This is a genomic window from Streptomyces parvus (genome assembly GCF_014648875.1).
Lineage (GTDB): Bacteria > Actinomycetota > Actinomycetes > Streptomycetales > Streptomycetaceae > Streptomyces > Streptomyces parvus.
The window spans coordinates 889601-905960 of sequence record NZ_BMRY01000002.1; the positions used below are offsets into that span (position 1 = coordinate 889601).

Below are 16360 nucleotides of genomic sequence, written 5' to 3' on the forward strand. Positions count from 1 at the left end.
TCTCGTATCTTCCGATATCGCGTCACTGGAGATCTTCTGGGCGATAACCAACCATTCGCTCGACCTTGGTGGTGTCCGGGACCTTTTCACCCCCCCCGCTGTCGGGGTGTTCGCGCAGGTCTCCCCGCGCTCTTCACCCGCCCGACTTTCGGATCGGGGACAGGTCCTGGAATAGTTCCCCACGATGTTCAGCATCCCTAGACTCCCTGCGACGGGGGTATCACGGGGGACAACTAGTGGGGCGCGGAGTGCCGGAACTCGTACTGGAATTGAATGGCAGCACCTGGACGCTCGATCCGTCCAGGTCGTACACCCTTGGACGTGATCCGCAGGGCGACCTGACGATCGACGACGCCAGAGTGTCGTGGCGGCACGCCACGATCAGCTGGAACGGCCGGAGTTGGTCCATCGAGGACCACGGCAGCACCAACGGCACCTATGTGCAGGGCCGACGCATCCAGCAGGTGGAGCTCGGCGCCGGTTCGGTGCTGCACCTGGGCAACGCCACCGACGGGCCCCGGGTGAGCCTCAGCGCCGCCGCGGGAGCCGGCGTGGCCGGCGGCCAGGCGGCCGGCGCGCAGCAGGCCCCGGCGCACCAGCCCCACCAGCAGCCCCAGGGCGGCGCCGCGGGCTGGCACGGACAGCAGGCGCCCGCCCAGCACCAGGCGCCGGCGCACCACCAGGCCCCTGCCCAGCAGCAGGCCTGGCAGCAGCCGCAGGCCCCCCAGCAGCAGGTCCCGCACCAGCAGCCCGTGCACCAGAACGTGCCGCACCAGCAGAACCCCGGGCAGCAGGGCGGACCCGGACAGGGCGATGCCGCGGGGGCGCCGCCGGTCTACGGCGACCGCAGCCCCACCACGTTCCACCAGCTGGCCCTCGGCCGGGTCATGCGCATCGGTCGCGCGCTGGAGAACGAACTGGTCGTCTCCGACCTCCAGGTCTCCCGCCACCACGCCGAGTTCCACGCGACGCCCGACGGCCGCTTCGAGATCCGCGACCTCGGCTCGCACAACGGCACGTACGTCAACGGTCTGCCGCTCCACAAGTCCGGCTCGGCCCTCATCGGCCCGAACGACATCGTCGGCGTCGGCCACTCGACGTTCCGGCTGGTCGGCGACCGGCTGGAAGAGTTCGTCGACACCGGTGAGGTCTCCTTCTCCGCCCGCCACCTCACGGTGACGGTCGACGGCGGCAAGCAGATCCTCAAGGACGTCTCCTTCGGCGTCCCCGAGAAGTCGCTGATCGCGGTCATCGGCCCGTCCGGTTCCGGAAAGTCCACCCTGCTCAAGGCGCTCACCGGCTACCGGCCCGCCAACCAGGGTGACGTCCTCTACGACAACCGGAACCTGTACAAGCAGTTCGCCGAGCTCCGCCAGCGCATCGGTCTGGTCCCGCAGGACGACATCCTGCACAAGGAACTGACCGTCGCCAAGGCCCTCAAGTACGCGGCCAAGCTCCGCTTCCCCGCGGACACCACCGAGGCCGAGCGCCAGTCCCGGATCACCGAGGTCCTCGCCGAGCTCAAGCTCGACATCCACAAGGACAAGAAGATCACCTCGCTCTCCGGCGGCCAGCGCAAGCGCGTCTCGGTCGCCCTGGAGCTGCTCACCAAGCCGTCGCTGATCTTCCTGGACGAGCCGACCTCCGGCCTCGACCCGGGCATGGACCGCGATGTCATGCAGCTGCTGCGCGGCCTCGCCGACGACGGCCGCACCGTGCTCGTGGTCACGCACTCGGTCGCCGAGCTGGCGATCTGCGACAAGCTCCTCGTGATGGCGCCCGGCGGTTCCGTCGCCTACTTCGGTCCGCCGGAGGAGGCGCTGAACTTCTTCGGCTACACCAGCTGGGCCGACGTCTTCTCCGCCTTCGAGAACTACCGCGACTACGACTGGGCGGGCCGCTGGCGCGGTTCGCAGCACTACCAGATGTACGCCGCCGACATCGACGCGGTCGCGGCCCAGCCGGTCAACATGCCCCCGCCCCAGCAGATGAGGCCCCCGAAGGCGCAGAGCTGGGGTACACAGCTGTGGACCCTGGTGCGCCGGTACACCTCCGTGATCGCCTCCGACAAGGCCTTCCTCGGCCTGATGGTGGCGCTGCCCGCGGTGATCGGTGTGCTGGCCGCGGTCATCCCGGCGGACTTCGGGCTGGCCCCGCCCACCCCGCCGACCCAGTTCAACGGCAAGGCCGGAATGATCCTGCTGATCCTCGCGGTCGGCATCTGCCTGGCCGGATCGGCCAGCTCCGTACGAGAACTGATCAAGGAACGCGTGATCTACGAACGGGAACGGGCCACCGGCCTCTCCCGCTCGGCCTATCTGACGTCCAAGGTGATCGTCCTCGGCGTGATCACGGCCTTCCAGAGCGTCATCCTCTGCGGCATCTGCTTCGCCGTCCGTGATCTGCCGGAGGAGGGGCTGTTCATGCCTCCGGCCGTCGAGATCTGCATCTCGATCGTGGCCCTCGGGTTCACCTCGATGATGTTCGGCCTGATGATCTCCGCGATGGTCAAGACCTCCGAGATGACCATGCCCCTGCTGGTCATGTTCGCGATCGTCCAGCTGGTGTTCACCGGCGTCCTCTTCCAGGTGTACGGCACCCCCGGCCTGGAGCAGCTCACCTGGCTGATGCCGTCCCGCTGGGGCGTTGCCGCGGCCGGCAGCACGCTGGACCTGGCCCACCTGATGCCGCCGTGGGACCCGAAGAACCCGACCGACCTGGACCCGCTCTGGGAGGCCACGGCGACCCAGTGGGGGATCAACATCTTCGTGCTTCTGGTGATCGGCCTCGTCTGCGCCGTCGCGGTCGCGCGCCTGCTGCGCCGCCACGAGCCCGAGGTCATGCGCAAGTAAGGACCGGGTACGACACCGAGGCCGGCACCCCCGCGGGGGTGCCGGCCTTCGGCGTGCGTACGGCTGGTCTCGGAGAAGCGGAGACCCGGCGGATCAGTACGCGCTGTTCACGTTGTCCATGGAGCCGTAGCGGTCGGCCGCGTAGTTGCAGGCGGCGACGATGTTGGCGACCGGGTCGTACAGGTCCTTCTTGGTGCCCGCCACGTGGTAGCGGTCGAAGGTCGGCTGGATCACCTGGAGCAGACCCTTGGACGGGACGCCGTTGCGGGCGTTGATGTCCCAGTTGTTGATCGCCCAACGGTTACCGCTGGACTCACGGATGATGTTGCGGTGGATCCCCTCGTAGGAACCGGGGATGCCTTCCTTCTTCATGATCGCCATGGCCTCGCGGATCCAGCCGTCCAGGTTGTTGGCGTAGACGGGCTTGCGCGCGGTGGAGCGGTTGGCCTTCTCGGACGCGCGCTTCTTCGCGTCCGCCTTGGCCTTGGCGGCCTTCTCGGCCTTGTCCTTCGCGTCGGCGGCGGCCTTGGCCTTCGCCTCGGACGCGGCCTTCGCCTTCGCCGCCTTGGCCTTGGTCTCGGCGGCGGCCTTCGCCTTGGCGGCGTCGGCGGCCTTCACCAGCTTCTCGGCGGTGGAGTGCTGCTCGATCATGCTGTTCTGCACGGTCTTGGCCTGGGCGGTTCCCGTGGCGTTGGTGAAGGCCACGGGCGCAGCGGCGGCTGCCGCCTGCGGGGCAATCTCGGCATCGGCGTTCGACGGGACGAGCGAGAAGGTCAGGGCGGCGACGCCCAGGGCCGACACACCGGCCACGGAGATCTTCTGGACCTTGTTAAGACGACGGAGACGACTGGGAATGCGAGTCGCAGACATGTAGGGCTACCTCTTCGAATGCTCAGGTGTCCTCACGGAGGACGAGACCGGAGGCGGTGATGCGTACCTCCGTCGGGGACGAGAGCAATTCTTAGCGGCAGCAAAATGCTGTGGCAAAGGTGTGACGTACGAAGCCGGGTAGTGGAGAAGGGTCCTGTTCGCCCGAAATGACCCTCGTGCGCTCCTGCTCAAAACGCCCTTATGGGCCCACTAGGTACGTTCGTAAGTGATGTGCACCCTATGCCTGGGCTCACATCGGCCAGGTAACAGTCTCACCACTCGTTGCTGAAGCAATTCGGAGCGTTACGTTCCTCATCCGGCAGGATGAGGTGGACGTCCCCGAACTCATGCCAGAGGTACCGCTCCTGGAGCGCCGCCTCGTACCCATGGCGCAGCGCCTCGCGCCCCGCCACCGCCTCCAGCATCAGCAGATGCGAGGCCTGGGGCTCGTGCAGCCCGGTCAGCAGCCCGTCCACCACCCGCACCCCCCGCCGCGGCGTCACCACGAGGTCCGTCCACCCCTCGGCGGGCCGCACCACCCCGTCCGGGCCCACCGCCGACTCCAGCGCCCGCACGGCCGTCGTCCCCACCGCGACCACCCGCCCGCTTCCCGCCGCCCGCACGGCGTTCACCAGCCAGGCGGTCGCCGCCGGCACCGCGAACCGCTCCGGGTACGGCGGCTCGTGCGCCTCCGCCGAGGCCACCCCCGTATGCAGGGACAGCGGAGCGAACAGCACCCCCCGGCGCACCAGCTCCGCCACCAGCGGGACCGTGAAGGGACGCGCGGCGCTCGGCATCTCCGCCGAACCGCTGCCGTCCGGGGAGGGAACCGCGAACACCGTCCGGTACGCCGACAGCGGCTGATCCCGATCCGTGTACCCGTACCGAATGGGCCGCCCGTACCGCCGCAGCAGCTCCGGCACCGCCTCCGGCACCCGCGCCCACCACAGCCGGGCCCCGGCCGAGGGCCCCAGCGGATCCTCCAGCACCAGGGCCCGCCCGCCCGGCAGCCGCACCACCGTCCCCGCCGGACCCCCGCGCCGCGGCCCGGTGACACCCGCCCCGACAGGCGCCCGCAGCTCCACCGCCCACCGCCCGTCCGCACCCCGCGTCGAGAAGTGCACGACGACCCGCTCCCCGCCGACCCGCCCGTTCACCGCGGCGGGCAACGTCATGGACGTGTTCACCACCAGCACGTCACCGCGCCGCAGCTGCTCCGGCAGCTCCCGAAACGCATGGTGCGCCACGGAACGCCCCCGGGACACGAGCAGCCGCACGTCATCACGCCCCGCCCCACGCTGCTCGGCCGGCACCCGAGCCGACAAGGCGTCCGGCACCCGCAGGGCCTCCAGCGAGGTGACCCCGTCGACCGGACCGGTCCCGGCCCCGGCCGGGCGCGCGTCCAGGTCCGGAGAATCCGCGCCCGCCGCCGTCCCCGCCCCACCCGGGCCGGACGAGTCGGACGGTTCCCCGCCCGCCCCCGGCACGACGAGGGCCACGTCGCCGCTCCCGCACCGCCCCCGCGCGGTCATCGCGCACCCCCGCCCTGCCCCGCCGGCCCCTCCAGCAGGGCCGGAGCCGCGTACCGGCCGCCGGCGGGCCGCTCCCGCACCAGCCGCAGGAACGCCGGTACCACGCTCTCCGGCGACGGCCGCGGATCCGCGTCCTCCGGCACCGCCGCGGCGTACAGGTCCGTCGCCATGTCACCCGGGTCGACGGCCCACACCCGCAGCCCCGGCTCCTCCTCGCCCAGCACCGCCGCCAGCTGGTCCAGCGCCGCCTTCGACGCCCCGTAACCGCCCCACGTCGGATACGGCTCCGCCGCCGCGTCCGAGCTGACCACCACCACCGCCCCCGCCTCCGAGACCCGCAGCAGCGGCAACGCCTCCTGTACGAGACCGAGCGCCGCCACCACATTCGTCTCCAGCGCCCGCCTGAGCCCCTCCAGCGGCAGCACGTCCAGCCGTACCAGCGGCTCCGCGCCCAGCACGCTCGCGTTGCTCACCAACAGGTCGAGCCCGCCCAGCGAACCGGCCGCCGCCACCAGATCCGCCCGGTGCGCCGCATCCGTGACGTCCCCGGGGACCGCCATCACCCGCGCCCCGTACCGCTCGCGCAGCTCCCGCGCCGTCTCCTCCAGCACCCCGGCGGTCCGGGCGTCCAGCACCAGATCCCAGCCCTCCCCGGCCAGCACCTGAGCCAACGCCCGTCCCAGCCCCTTCGAACCACCCGTGATCATCGCGACCGGCATGGTGACCGTCCCCTTCGTACCCTCGGCGTCCACCGGGAGACCCCGGCGACTTCACCGTAGGAAGACCCGGCCGCACGGCGCCTCGCCCTGGAGCCGCACCCGTACCCGGCACTTCGGCGTAGGTCCCGGGAGGTCCTACGACCTCCGGCCGAGGGCTCGCCCGGCCCGGGCCTAGGCCCCCGCCCACCGGGCCCCGACCCGGGCCCGATACGACGGCCCGGCCCCCGCCGGTACGGTGATCCCATGAGTCATCGCCCACCGTCGGGCCTCGCCGCGGTGAGTGCCGCGCTGCTCGCCATGAGCCGGCACCTCGAAGTGGGCGACGTCCTGAAGACGATCGTCGCCTCCGCCCGCGAGCTGCTCGACGCCCAGTACGCGGCCCTCGGCGTCCCGGACGACCACGGCGGCTTCGCCCAGTTCGTGGTCGACGGCGTCAGCGACGAACAGTGGAAGGCCATCGGCCCGCTGCCCCGCCAGCACGGCATCCTCGCCGCGATGCTCCACCAGGCGAAGCCCGAACGCCTCGCCGACGTCCGCGAGGACCCCCGTTTCGAGGGCTGGCCCGACGCCCACCCCGACATGTCCGACTTCCTCGGCCTGCCCATCACGGACGGCGACGAGATCATCGGCGCGCTCTTCCTCGCCAACAAGATGTGCCCCAAGCCCGACGGCGGCTGCGGCTTCACCGCCGAGGACGAGGAACTGCTCTCGATCCTCGCCCAGCACGCCGCGATCGCCCTCACCAACGCCCGCCTCTACGAACGCAGCCGCGAGCTGACCATCGCCGAGGAACGCTCCCGCCTCGCCCACGAACTGCACGATGCGGTCAGCCAGAAGCTGTTCTCGCTCCGCCTCACCGCCCAGGCCGCCGCCGCCCTCGTCGACCGCGACCCCGGCCGGGCCAAGGGGGAGCTCCAGCAGGTCGCCGCCCTCGCCGCCGAAGCCGTCGACGAACTACGGGCGGCGGTCGTGGAGCTGCGACCGGCCGCCCTCGACGAGGACGGTCTGATCGCCACCCTCCGCACCCAGATCCAGGTCCTGGACCGGGCGCACACCGCAGAGGTCGCCTTCGAGAGCTGCGGAGTGCGCGCGCTGCCCGCCGCGCAGGAGGAAGCGCTGCTCCGGGTCGCCCAGGAGGCCCTCCACAACGCCCTGCGCCACTCCGGGGCCGAGCGTGTGAGCGTCACCCTGGCCCGGCGCGGCCCCGCCACCGTCCTGCGCGTCACCGACGACGGGGACGGCTTTGATCCCACCGCCGTCCGGCGGGCGGGCCGCCACCTCGGCCTCGTCTCCATGCGCCACCGGGCGAACAGCGTCGGCGGCCGACTCACCGTTGCATCGGAGCCCGGCAAGGGCGCCACGATCGAGATGGAGGTCCCCGGTGGCTGACAAGATCATCAGGGTGCTGCTGGTCGACGACCACCAGGTGGTCCGCCGCGGACTGCGCACCTTCCTGGAGATCCAGGAGGACATAGAGGTCGTCGGCGAGGCGCCCGACGGTGCGGAGGGCGTGGCCCGGACCGAGGAACTGCGCCCCGACGTCGTGCTCATGGACATCAAGATGCCCGGCACCGACGGCATCGAGGCGCTGCGCCGCCTGCGCGAGCTCGACAACCCGGCCAAGGTCCTCATCGTCACCAGCTTCACCGAACAGCGCACCGTGGTCCCCGCCCTGCGCGCCGGAGCCTCCGGTTACGTCTACAAGGACGTCGACCCCGACGCCCTGGCGGGGGCGATCCGCTCCGTCCACGCCGGACACGTCCTGCTCCAGCCCGAGGTCGCCGGCGCCCTCCTCGCCCAGGAGGACACGGGCACCGGCACGGGGCGGGGGAGCACCCTCACCGAACGGGAACGCGAGGTCCTCGGCCTCATCGCGGACGGCCGTTCGAACCGGGAGATCGCCCGGGCCCTCGTCCTCTCCGAGAAGACGGTCAAGACCCACGTCTCGAACATCCTGATGAAACTCGACCTGGCCGACCGTACCCAGGCGGCGCTGTGGGCGGTACGCCACGGAGCGGTGGGCTGACGTCGTCGGCGCCGGCGGTTCCCGTCCGGACTGAGATTCATACTGTCGGGTGTATGTCACCCGAACGGCGCATCCTTCCGGGCGGCACGGCGTTCTCCAGGGCGTGCTGCGGCGGCTTGCCGCAGCCCTTTCTAGGAGGATCCTGAAGTGAAGAACCTGAAGAAGGCCGCCGCCGTCACGATGATCGCGGGCGGGCTCATCGCCGCCGGCGCCGGTGCCGCCTCCGCCACCGGCCACAGCGGTGCCGGCGCCCACGGCGTCGCCACCAACTCCCCGGGCGTCGCCAGCGGCAACCTCGTGCAGGTTCCGGTCGCCGTCCCGGTGAACGTGGTCGGCAACACGGTCAACGTGGTGGGCCTCCTCAACCCGGCCTTCGGCAACCTGGGCCTGAACCACTGACGACCCCTGACGCCGGAAGCCCCGCTGCGCCAACTGTTCCAGCCCGCCCGGGCACCTCACCCAGCCCGTCCGGCGTTTGAGGACGGAACCGCCAAGGCGGGGCTCCCGCACTCAATGGGCTCCCCGCCCGGGGTCCTATCCCAGCCCTCCGGGCACCCACTCCAGCCCGTCCGGCGCTTGAGGACGGCCCCCCCCACGGCGGGGCTCCCGCACCAGAACAGGCCCCCGGCCCGGGGCACCGCACCCCCAGCCCGTCCGGCACCTGAGGACTAAGGGCCCGCAGCCCTACCGCCGCACCTCCCCGCCCTCCACATACGCGTTGTACGCCGCCACCAACGCCCGCCGAGCCACCCGCTCCACCGGCCGCAACGCCTCCCCCCGCGCCGCGATCTCCGACGCGCTCACCGCGCCGCCGTGCCCGTTCTCGTACGCCACCGAGACCAGCAGCCCCACCCGCTGCGCCATCTCCAGCACCCGCACCGCCCGCGGCGGATACCCGGGCGCCAGCACCTCGCGCCCCCGCTCCACCCGCGCCCGGTACGCGTCCACCGCCGCCTCCGCCACCGGCCCGGAACCGGCCACGTCCAGCCGCGACAGCACCGCCGTCGCATCCCGCAACGCCTCCGCCAGCTCCCGCTCCGCCTCGCCCAGCGACGGCACATCCGCGGGCGGCGCCTCCCTCACCGGCAGCACCCGCCAGACCACCTCGACGTGCAGATCCCCCTCCGGCCCGGCCTCGCTCACCTCCGGCACCAGCCCGTACGGCACCCCGTATGCGACCACGGCCTCCTCCGCCTCCAGCGCCCGCGCGTTGAAGTCCGGCGGACCGCTCAGCCCCAGCGGATGCCCCGGCACCGGCAGCGCCACCCGGAAACCGGTCGCCCCCAGCCCCCTCAGCCGGCCTAGCGCCAGCGTGAGCCCGACCGGCCCCGCCTCACCCGGCAACCCCTCGACGCGGTGCACCGCGTCCTCTCCGACAATCGCGAGGGCCGCCTCGTCCGGCGAGACGAGTCCCGCCAGAAGCGCGTTTCCCCAAGCGGCCAACAACCCTGAACGTGGTTCGACAAGCATGCCGACAGCCTAGGGAACGCCCGGCCCGTGCCTGCCGTACGGACCTCACGCCCGAACCACTCGCGCGGTGGCGTAGGTTTTCCCTGGGAGCCGTGCCCACCGGCACGCGACGATCGACGAGACTGCTTGGGGAGACAACGCGCCATGAGCGATGTACTGGAGCTGGTGGACGTATCCGTGGTCCGCGACGGACGCGCTCTGGTGGAAGACGTCTCCTGGTCGGTCAAGGAGGGGGAGCGCTGGGTCATCCTGGGCCCCAACGGCGCCGGCAAGACGACCCTCCTCAACCTCGCGTCCAGCTACCTCTTCCCGAGCAAGGGAACGGCGAGCGTCCTCGGCGAGAAGCTCGGCGGCGTCGGCACCGACGTCTTCGAGCTCCGCCCCCGCATCGGCATGGCGGGCGTCGCGATGGCCGACAAGCTGCCCAAGCGCCAGACCGTCCTGCAGACCGTCCTCACCGCCGCGTACGGCATGACCGCCACCTGGCACGAGAACTACGAGGCCGTCGACGAGGAGCGCGCCCGCGCCTTCCTCGACCGCCTCGGCATGACCGAGTACCTGGACCGCAAGTTCGCCACGCTCTCCGAAGGAGAGCGCAAGCGCACGCTCATCGCCCGCGCCATGATGACCGACCCCGAGCTGCTGCTCCTCGACGAGCCCGCCGCCGGGCTCGACCTCGGCGGGCGCGAGGACCTCGTCCGCCGCCTCGGCCGTCTCGCCCGTGACCCCTTCGCCCCCTCCATGATCATGGTCACCCACCATGTCGAGGAGATCGCGCCCGGCTTCACCCACGTCCTGATGATCCGCCAGGGCAAGATCCTCGCCGCCGGCCCCATGGAGACCGAGCTCAGCTCCCGCAACCTCTCCCGCTGCTTCGGCCTGCCGCTCATCGTCGAGCACACAGGCGACCGCTACACCGCCCACGGCCTCCCGCTCTCCTGACCGAAGCCGCCGCACGAGGCCATCTCACCCCGACCGGCAGGCGGTTCACCGCAGTTGACCCCCGTGCGCCCTGTCGGTGACGCACCGACAGTCCTACGATGACCATGTGGACATCGACGCATGGGTGTGGTGGCTGATCGGCGCGGTGGGACTGGGCATCCCCCTCGTCCTGACCGCGATGCCCGAATTCGGCATGTTCGCCGTCGGGGCGGTGGCCGCATCGGCCGTCGCGGCCCTCGGCGGCGGAATCGTCGCCCAAGTGCTGGTCTTCGTCCTGGTCTCGGTCGCGCTGATCGCCGTCGTGCGCCCGATCGCCGCCAGACACCGGGCCGGACAGACCGGGCAGGCCAGCGGCATCGACGCCCTGAAGGGCCGTCAAGCGGCCGTGCTGGAACGGGTATCGGCCGACGGCGGCCGCATCAAGCTCGCCGGCGAGGTCTGGTCCGCCCGTTCCTACGACCCCGACCAGGTCTTCGAGCCCGGCACCCAGGTCGATGTCATCGACATCGACGGAGCGACGGCCGTCGTCATGTGACCGAAGTGCGCACGGGGCGGGCCCACGTCTGCCAGACTCGAAGTCGATCATGTCGATCATCGGAGACCCCGGCCCGGACGGCAACCCACCGACCACCGGACACACCTGAGGACCGACCCCGATAACCGCGATCCACCGGCCAACCGAAGGGCACCAGAGACACCATGAATGCGATCGTCATCGTCCTGATCATTCTGGTGGTGCTCGTCTTCATCGCCCTGATCAAGACGATTCAGGTCATCCCGCAGGCCAGCGCCGCCATCGTGGAGCGATTCGGCCGCTACACCCGCACCCTGAACGCCGGCCTGAACATCGTCGTACCGTTCATCGACTCGATCCGCAACCGGATCGACCTCCGTGAACAGGTCGTGCCCTTCCCGCCGCAGCCGGTGATCACCCAGGACAACCTGGTCGTCAACATCGACACCGTCATCTACTACCAGGTGACCGACGCCCGCGCCGCGACCTACGAAGTGGCCAGCTACATCCAGGCGATCGAGCAGCTCACCGTCACCACCCTCCGCAACATCATCGGCGGCATGGACCTGGAGCGGACCCTCACCTCCCGCGAGGAGATCAACGCGGCCCTGCGCGGCGTCCTCGACGAGGCGACCGGCAAGTGGGGCATCCGCGTCAACCGCGTCGAGCTCAAGGCGATCGAGCCGCCCACCTCCATCCAGGACTCGATGGAGAAGCAGATGCGCGCCGACCGCGACAAGCGCGCCGCGATCCTCACCGCCGAGGGCATCCGGCAGTCCCAGATCCTCACCGCCGAGGGTGAGAAGCAGTCCGCGATCCTGCGCGCCGAGGGTGAGGCCAAGGCCGCCGCCCTGCGCGCCGAGGGTGAAGCCCAGGCCGTCCGCACGGTCTTCGAGGCCATCCACGCCGGAGACCCGGACCAGAAGCTTCTCTCGTACCAGTACCTGCAGATGCTCCCGAAGATCGCCGAGGGCGACGCCAACAAGCTCTGGATCGTGCCCAGCGAGATCGGCGACGCCCTCAAGGGCCTCAGCGGAGCCTTCGGCAACCTCGGCGGCGGCGTACCCGGCTTCAACACCGGCGGCGACGGCGGCAACGGCGGCGGCCCCAAGGGCGGCATCCCGGCCCCCGCGATGGAACGACGCGAGGAACCCCCGGTCTCCTGACCCGGAAACCCCTTCGTGCATGATCAGTGAGGCCCCTCGACCTTCACGGCGGGGAGGCGTCACTGACCACCGAAGGAGATGGCCTTGTCCATCTGGGAAATACTCGCCGTCTTCGCGGCCGGAGTCGGAGCCGGCACGATCAACACGATCGTCGGCTCCGGCACCCTGATCACCTTCCCCGTCCTGCTCGCCACCGGCCTCCCCCCGGTCACCGCGACGGTCTCCAACGCGCTGGGCCTCATCCCCGGCTCCATCAGCGGAGCCATCGGCTACCGCAGGGAACTCGCCGGCCAGCGCCGCCGGATCATCAGACTGGGCATCGGAGCCGCCATCGGCGGCCTCACCGGAGCCACGCTCCTGCTCGCCCTGCCCACCACGGCCTTCGAGACGATCGTCCCGGTCCTGGTCGCCATGGCGCTCGTCCTGGTGATCCTGCAACCACGCATCAGCAAAGCCGTGCAGCGCCGCCGTGAACACACCGGCACCGTGGCCCGCACCGACGGCGGCCCGCTCCTGTTCACCGGCCTGATGCTCGCCAGCGTCTACGGCGGCTACTTCACCGCCGCCCAGGGGATCATCTACCTCTCCCTGATGGGCATGCTGCTCGACGACACGATGCAGCGCCTCAACGCCGTCAAGAACGTCCTGGCCGCAGTCGTCAACAGCATCGCCGCGCTGTTCTTCCTCTTCGTCGCCCACTTCGACTGGACGGCCGTCGTCCTCATCGCGGTCGGCTCGGCCATCGGCGGCCAGATAGGCGCCAAGGTCGGCCGCCGCCTGAGCCCCACCGTCCTGCGCGCCCTCATCGTCGCCGTCGGCACGGTGGCCATCGTCCAGCTGCTGCTCCGCTGACAGACGGTGGGCCCGCCCCCACCGGGGACGGGCCCACCTCTACGTCATCAGGCGTACGTCGACTAAGCCGCTGCCGCCGCCCGGTCCAGCCACTCGGGCAGCTCCGCCCGGTCACCGGCCCCCATCGCCAGCAGCATCGCCTCGGCGGGGGAGGGGACGAACGGCTGCTTCAGCAACGGCATCCCCGCCTGCTCCGGCGTACGGGCCGCCTTGCGGTGGTTGTCCTCGGCGCAGGAGGCCACCGTGTTCAGCCAGGTGTCCTGCCCGCCCTGGGCACGCGGCACCACGTGGTCGACGGTGGACGCCCGCCGCCCGCAGTACGCGCACCGGTGCTGGTCCCGTATCAGCACACCCCTTCTGGACCACGGGGCCTGTCTTCGGAACGGCACCCGTACGTACCGGCAGAGCCTGATCACCCGGGGCGCCGGAATGTCCACGGCGGCACCACGCATACGGAGTTCGGGATGCGACTGCTCGACGACGGCCTTGTCCGTCAGGATCAGGACCACCGCACGGTTGAGCGTCACTGTCGACAGCGGCTCGAAGCTCGCGTTGAGAACCAGCGTGTCACGCATCCCGCCCACCTCCCGTGTGCCGCCCGCCCCCTGGCAGGCCCGGATCAACTCTGGCTGGGCAGGCCGCGATGGACAACGCAATAAAAAATGCCCTGCTCTGATCTCTCCAAGACCAGAGCAGGGCAAACAGCAGACGAACTAATCGCCGGCGGGAGCCCGGTACTCACCGATCAGCTGCGCACGCCCGAGCGTGTGGAACCGGAGGTTGAACCCGACCACCGCGGGCGAGGAATCACTGTCGATCCCGAGCTTCTCGGTGTCCACCGCGTACACGGTGAACACATACCGGTGGTTCTCGCCGGCCGGCGGCGCGGCGCCGCCGAAATCCTTCGACCCGTAGTCGTTGCGCGCCTGGACGGCGCCCTCCGGCAGCCCCTTGAACTCCCCGCTGCCCGCACCGGCCGGCAGCTCGGTCACCGACACCGGGAGGTCGAAGAGCACCCAGTGCCAGAACCCGCTGCCCGTCGGCGCGTCCGGGTCGAAGCACGTCACGGCGAAGCTCTTGGTCCCCTCGGGGAAACCCTCCCACCGCAGCTGCGGCGAAGTGTTCCCGGCCGCAAGCACCTGGGCGTCACCCAGCACGGCCCCGGGCGCGAGGTCGTCGCTCACCACGGTGAACGCCGGCACCTCCGGATGGAAGTCGTGCGGCAGCGGGGCCCTGTTCGGCTCGGTCACGTCTGGCACCTCTCCTGATCGGTTCGTCTGCCTTCCTCCCCCGACTGTAGGGGGCGTACGTACGCCCCCCCCGCTCCGGAGGGCGTACCGCCGCGCCTAGAGCCAGTTGCGCTGGCCGCCGACCTGGGCGAGCCACTGGTTGAGGTACGCCGCCCAGTCGGTCTGCTGGTAGTCGTGCAGCCCGACCTTGAACGCCCGGTAGGAGTCGCTGCCCTCGCTGAACAGCCCCGGCTTCTTGTCCATCTCCAGGACGACGTCCATCTCCCGGTCGTCGGCGACGAAGGTCAGCTCCACCTGGTTCAGCCCGCGGTACTGCGTCGGCGGGACGAACTCGATCTCCTGGTAGAACGGCAGCCGCTGACGCGTCCCCCGGATGTGGCCCCGCTCCATGTCCGCGCTGCGGAATCCGAAGCCGAGCTGCCGGAAGGCGTTGAGGATGGCCTCCTGGGCCGGCAGCGGGTGCACGTTGATGGGGTCCAGGTCACCGGAGTCCAGTGCCCGGGCGATCTCCAGCTCGGTGGTCACACCGATGTTCATGCCGCGCAGCTGCTGGCCGCCGAACATCGTGATCGGCGTCTCCCACGGGATCTCCAGACCGAACGGCACCACATGCACCGCGCCCGCCTGCACCTCGAAGGCGCCGCCGAGGTTCAGCTTGGTGAACTCGATGTCCTGCTTGGTCTCCTGGTCGCCGCTCTCCACCTCGACCCGCGCCTGGAGTCCGACGTTGAGTCCCTCGATCTGCTGGGCGACCGAACCGCCCTGGATCCGCACCTCGCCCTGGACGACCCCACCGGGGACGACATTCACCTCGGTGAGCTCGGTCTCCACCGAGGCACCGCCGGCACCCATGCTCGCGAGCAGCCGCTTGAAGCCCATAGTCACTCCTTCTTGGTTCTGACCCCTACATACGCGCCACGACGGTAGCCGGTTCCCGCCGGAGCGATCCCAGTACCCTCGGACCCCATGACCAAAAGCCCCGACCGCACTCCACTGACGCGGGACTTCTTCGCCCGCGACGTCCTGGAGGTCGCCCCCGACCTGCTGGGCCGCACCCTCGTACGCCGGGAGCCGGGGGGCACGATCGAGCTGCGCCTGACCGAGGTGGAGGCGTACGCGGGCGAGATCGACCCCGGCTCGCACGCCTTCCGAGGCCGCACCGCCCGCAACGGCGTGATGTTCGGCCCACCCGGCCACACGTACGTCTACTTCACGTACGGGATGTGGCACTGCCTCAACCTGGTCTGCGGCCCGGACGGCCACGCCAGTGGAGTCCTGCTCCGGGCCGGCGAGATCAACGTCGGCGCCCACCTGGCCCGAGACCGGCGCAGCTCGGCCCGCAACGACAAGGAACTGGCCAAAGGCCCGGCCCGTCTCGCCACCGCCCTCGACGTCGACCGCGACCTGAACGGCAGCGACCTCTTCGGCGGCCCCACCTCGGCGCTGTCCATCCTTTACGGCACCCCACCGCCCCGTGACCTCGTACGGAGCGGCCCCCGCACCGGAGTGGGCGGCGACGGAGCCCACCAGCCGTGGCGCTTCTGGATCGAGGGAGACCCCACGGTGAGCCCGTACCGCGCCCACGCTCCGCGCCGTCGGCCCAGCCGCAAGGCGACTTGACGCGCCCTCGGCGGACGCCTAATGTAGTCCGAGCCGCTTGACACGGGTACAGCTCTCGGCACAGTCCATCGGACCGGACCGAGCCACTCGAAGCGGCCACACCACTACCGACGACTCACCCTGGCGGGTGCGAATTCGGCATGCCCGTAATTCGCCCTATCAGCTCGATTATGAGCTGCCAAGAGAATCGGTTAACGTAGTGGACGCGCCGAAAGGCAAGGCCACTCCACGGGCCACCGGAAATCGAATTCGGACCGGAAACGGAACGAAAAAGAGTCTGGTAAAGTTGGAACCGCCGGAAAGGGAAAGCGCGAAAGCGAAAAACCTGGAAAGCGAAACTGCACGGCCCGCTTCGACCGGGAATCGGACACGAAAGAGTCTGATAGAGTCGGAAACGCAAGACAGCAAGACAAAGAAGTAAAACGAAGGGAAGCGCCCGGAGGGCCCCGGTGATACGGGACCGAAGGAAGCGTCCGTTCCTTGAGAACTCAACAGCGTGCCAAAAGTCAACGCCAGATATGTTGATACCCCGTCTCCGGCCGTTTTG

The 16360-nt window shown here is 70.3% G+C and carries 16 protein-coding genes; 9 read left to right on the forward strand and 7 right to left on the reverse strand.

The features are described from left to right. The first annotated feature begins 236 nt into the window (after nucleotides 1-236). Complete coding sequence (locus tag IE140_RS10175) at nucleotides 237-2852, forward strand: ABC transporter ATP-binding protein/permease (protein WP_150193818.1); 2616 nt, start codon at nucleotides 237-239, stop codon at nucleotides 2850-2852. Nucleotides 2853-2945: 93 nt separating this feature from the next. Here the strand turns inward: IE140_RS10175 and IE140_RS10180 are convergent, their stop codons facing one another. From IE140_RS10180 to IE140_RS10190, 3 genes are all read right to left on the reverse strand, one after another. After that, nucleotides 2946-3722 carry a transglycosylase SLT domain-containing protein gene (locus IE140_RS10180; RefSeq protein WP_006123564.1) on the reverse strand — a complete coding sequence of 259 codons (777 nt, stop codon included), beginning with the start codon at nucleotides 3720-3722 and terminating at the stop codon, nucleotides 2946-2948. A 272-nt stretch (nucleotides 3723-3994) separates the two neighbouring features. Continuing rightward, nucleotides 3995-5254 carry an S-adenosylmethionine:tRNA ribosyltransferase-isomerase gene (locus IE140_RS10185; RefSeq protein WP_189460291.1) on the reverse strand — a complete coding sequence of 420 codons (1260 nt, stop codon included), beginning with the start codon at nucleotides 5252-5254 and terminating at the stop codon, nucleotides 3995-3997. Further along, the gene (locus IE140_RS10190) at nucleotides 5251-5973 is read right to left on the reverse strand and encodes an SDR family NAD(P)-dependent oxidoreductase (RefSeq protein WP_189460293.1); all 723 of its coding nucleotides are present in this window, start codon (nucleotides 5971-5973) and stop codon (nucleotides 5251-5253) included. The genes IE140_RS10185 and IE140_RS10190 overlap by 4 nt, the downstream gene beginning before the upstream one ends. Nucleotides 5974-6216: 243 nt before the next feature. Between IE140_RS10190 and IE140_RS10195 the strand changes: the two genes are divergently transcribed. The 3 genes from IE140_RS10195 (at nucleotide 6217) to IE140_RS10205 (ending at nucleotide 8398) form a co-directional block, all read left to right on the forward strand. Next, nucleotides 6217-7362, forward strand: coding sequence for a GAF domain-containing sensor histidine kinase (locus IE140_RS10195; RefSeq protein ID WP_093444424.1), 1146 nt, complete (start codon nucleotides 6217-6219; stop codon nucleotides 7360-7362). Beyond that, nucleotides 7355-7999 (forward strand): response regulator, encoded by a 645-nt coding sequence (locus IE140_RS10200; protein WP_150197634.1) that lies wholly within the window; start codon nucleotides 7355-7357, stop codon nucleotides 7997-7999. The genes IE140_RS10195 and IE140_RS10200 overlap by 8 nt, the downstream gene beginning before the upstream one ends. A gap of 147 nt (nucleotides 8000-8146) precedes the next feature. After that, a complete protein-coding gene (locus IE140_RS10205) occupies nucleotides 8147-8398 on the forward strand; it encodes a chaplin family protein (protein ID WP_093444423.1) in 252 nt (83 codons plus the stop codon). A gap of 285 nt (nucleotides 8399-8683) precedes the next feature. On the opposite strand, the gene IE140_RS10210 is transcribed toward IE140_RS10205, so the two are convergent. After that, a complete protein-coding gene (locus tag IE140_RS10210) occupies nucleotides 8684-9469 on the reverse strand; it encodes an Rv1486c family protein (protein WP_032761338.1) in 786 nt (261 codons plus the stop codon). 144 nt (nucleotides 9470-9613) lie between these two features. On the opposite strand from IE140_RS10210, the gene IE140_RS10215 reads away from it, so the two are divergent. From IE140_RS10215 to IE140_RS10230, 4 genes are all read left to right on the forward strand, one after another. Next, nucleotides 9614-10411, forward strand: coding sequence for an ABC transporter ATP-binding protein (locus tag IE140_RS10215; RefSeq protein WP_150197633.1), 798 nt, complete (start codon nucleotides 9614-9616; stop codon nucleotides 10409-10411). 106 nt (nucleotides 10412-10517) lie between these two features. Continuing rightward, nucleotides 10518-10946, forward strand: coding sequence for an NfeD family protein (locus IE140_RS10220; RefSeq protein WP_093444422.1), 429 nt, complete (start codon nucleotides 10518-10520; stop codon nucleotides 10944-10946). Between the two features lie 164 nt (nucleotides 10947-11110). Then, on the forward strand, nucleotides 11111-12091 hold the full coding sequence (locus IE140_RS10225; RefSeq protein WP_032761334.1) for an SPFH domain-containing protein: 981 nt from the start codon (nucleotides 11111-11113) through the stop codon (nucleotides 12089-12091). 78 nt (nucleotides 12092-12169) lie between these two features. Further along, nucleotides 12170-12943: a sulfite exporter TauE/SafE family protein gene (locus tag IE140_RS10230; RefSeq protein WP_373296152.1), complete on the forward strand. Its 774-nt coding sequence runs from the start codon at nucleotides 12170-12172 to the stop codon at nucleotides 12941-12943. 62 nt (nucleotides 12944-13005) lie between these two features. On the opposite strand, the gene IE140_RS10235 is transcribed toward IE140_RS10230, so the two are convergent. From IE140_RS10235 to IE140_RS10245, 3 genes are all read right to left on the reverse strand, one after another. Continuing rightward, entirely contained in the window at nucleotides 13006-13518 is a 513-nt protein-coding gene (locus IE140_RS10235) for an HNH endonuclease (protein ID WP_030586321.1), read from the reverse strand. A 138-nt stretch (nucleotides 13519-13656) separates the two neighbouring features. Beyond that, complete coding sequence (locus tag IE140_RS10240) at nucleotides 13657-14193, reverse strand: YbhB/YbcL family Raf kinase inhibitor-like protein (RefSeq protein ID WP_006123545.1); 537 nt, start codon at nucleotides 14191-14193, stop codon at nucleotides 13657-13659. A gap of 96 nt (nucleotides 14194-14289) precedes the next feature. Further along, nucleotides 14290-15072, reverse strand: coding sequence for a sporulation protein (locus tag IE140_RS10245; protein WP_032769970.1), 783 nt, complete (start codon nucleotides 15070-15072; stop codon nucleotides 14290-14292). Between the two features lie 87 nt (nucleotides 15073-15159). Here IE140_RS10245 and IE140_RS10250 point away from each other — a divergent pair, with 87 nt between their 5' ends. After that, on the forward strand, nucleotides 15160-15813 hold the full coding sequence (locus IE140_RS10250) for a DNA-3-methyladenine glycosylase (RefSeq protein WP_093444421.1): 654 nt from the start codon (nucleotides 15160-15162) through the stop codon (nucleotides 15811-15813). Nucleotides 15814-16360 lie beyond the last annotated feature (547 nt).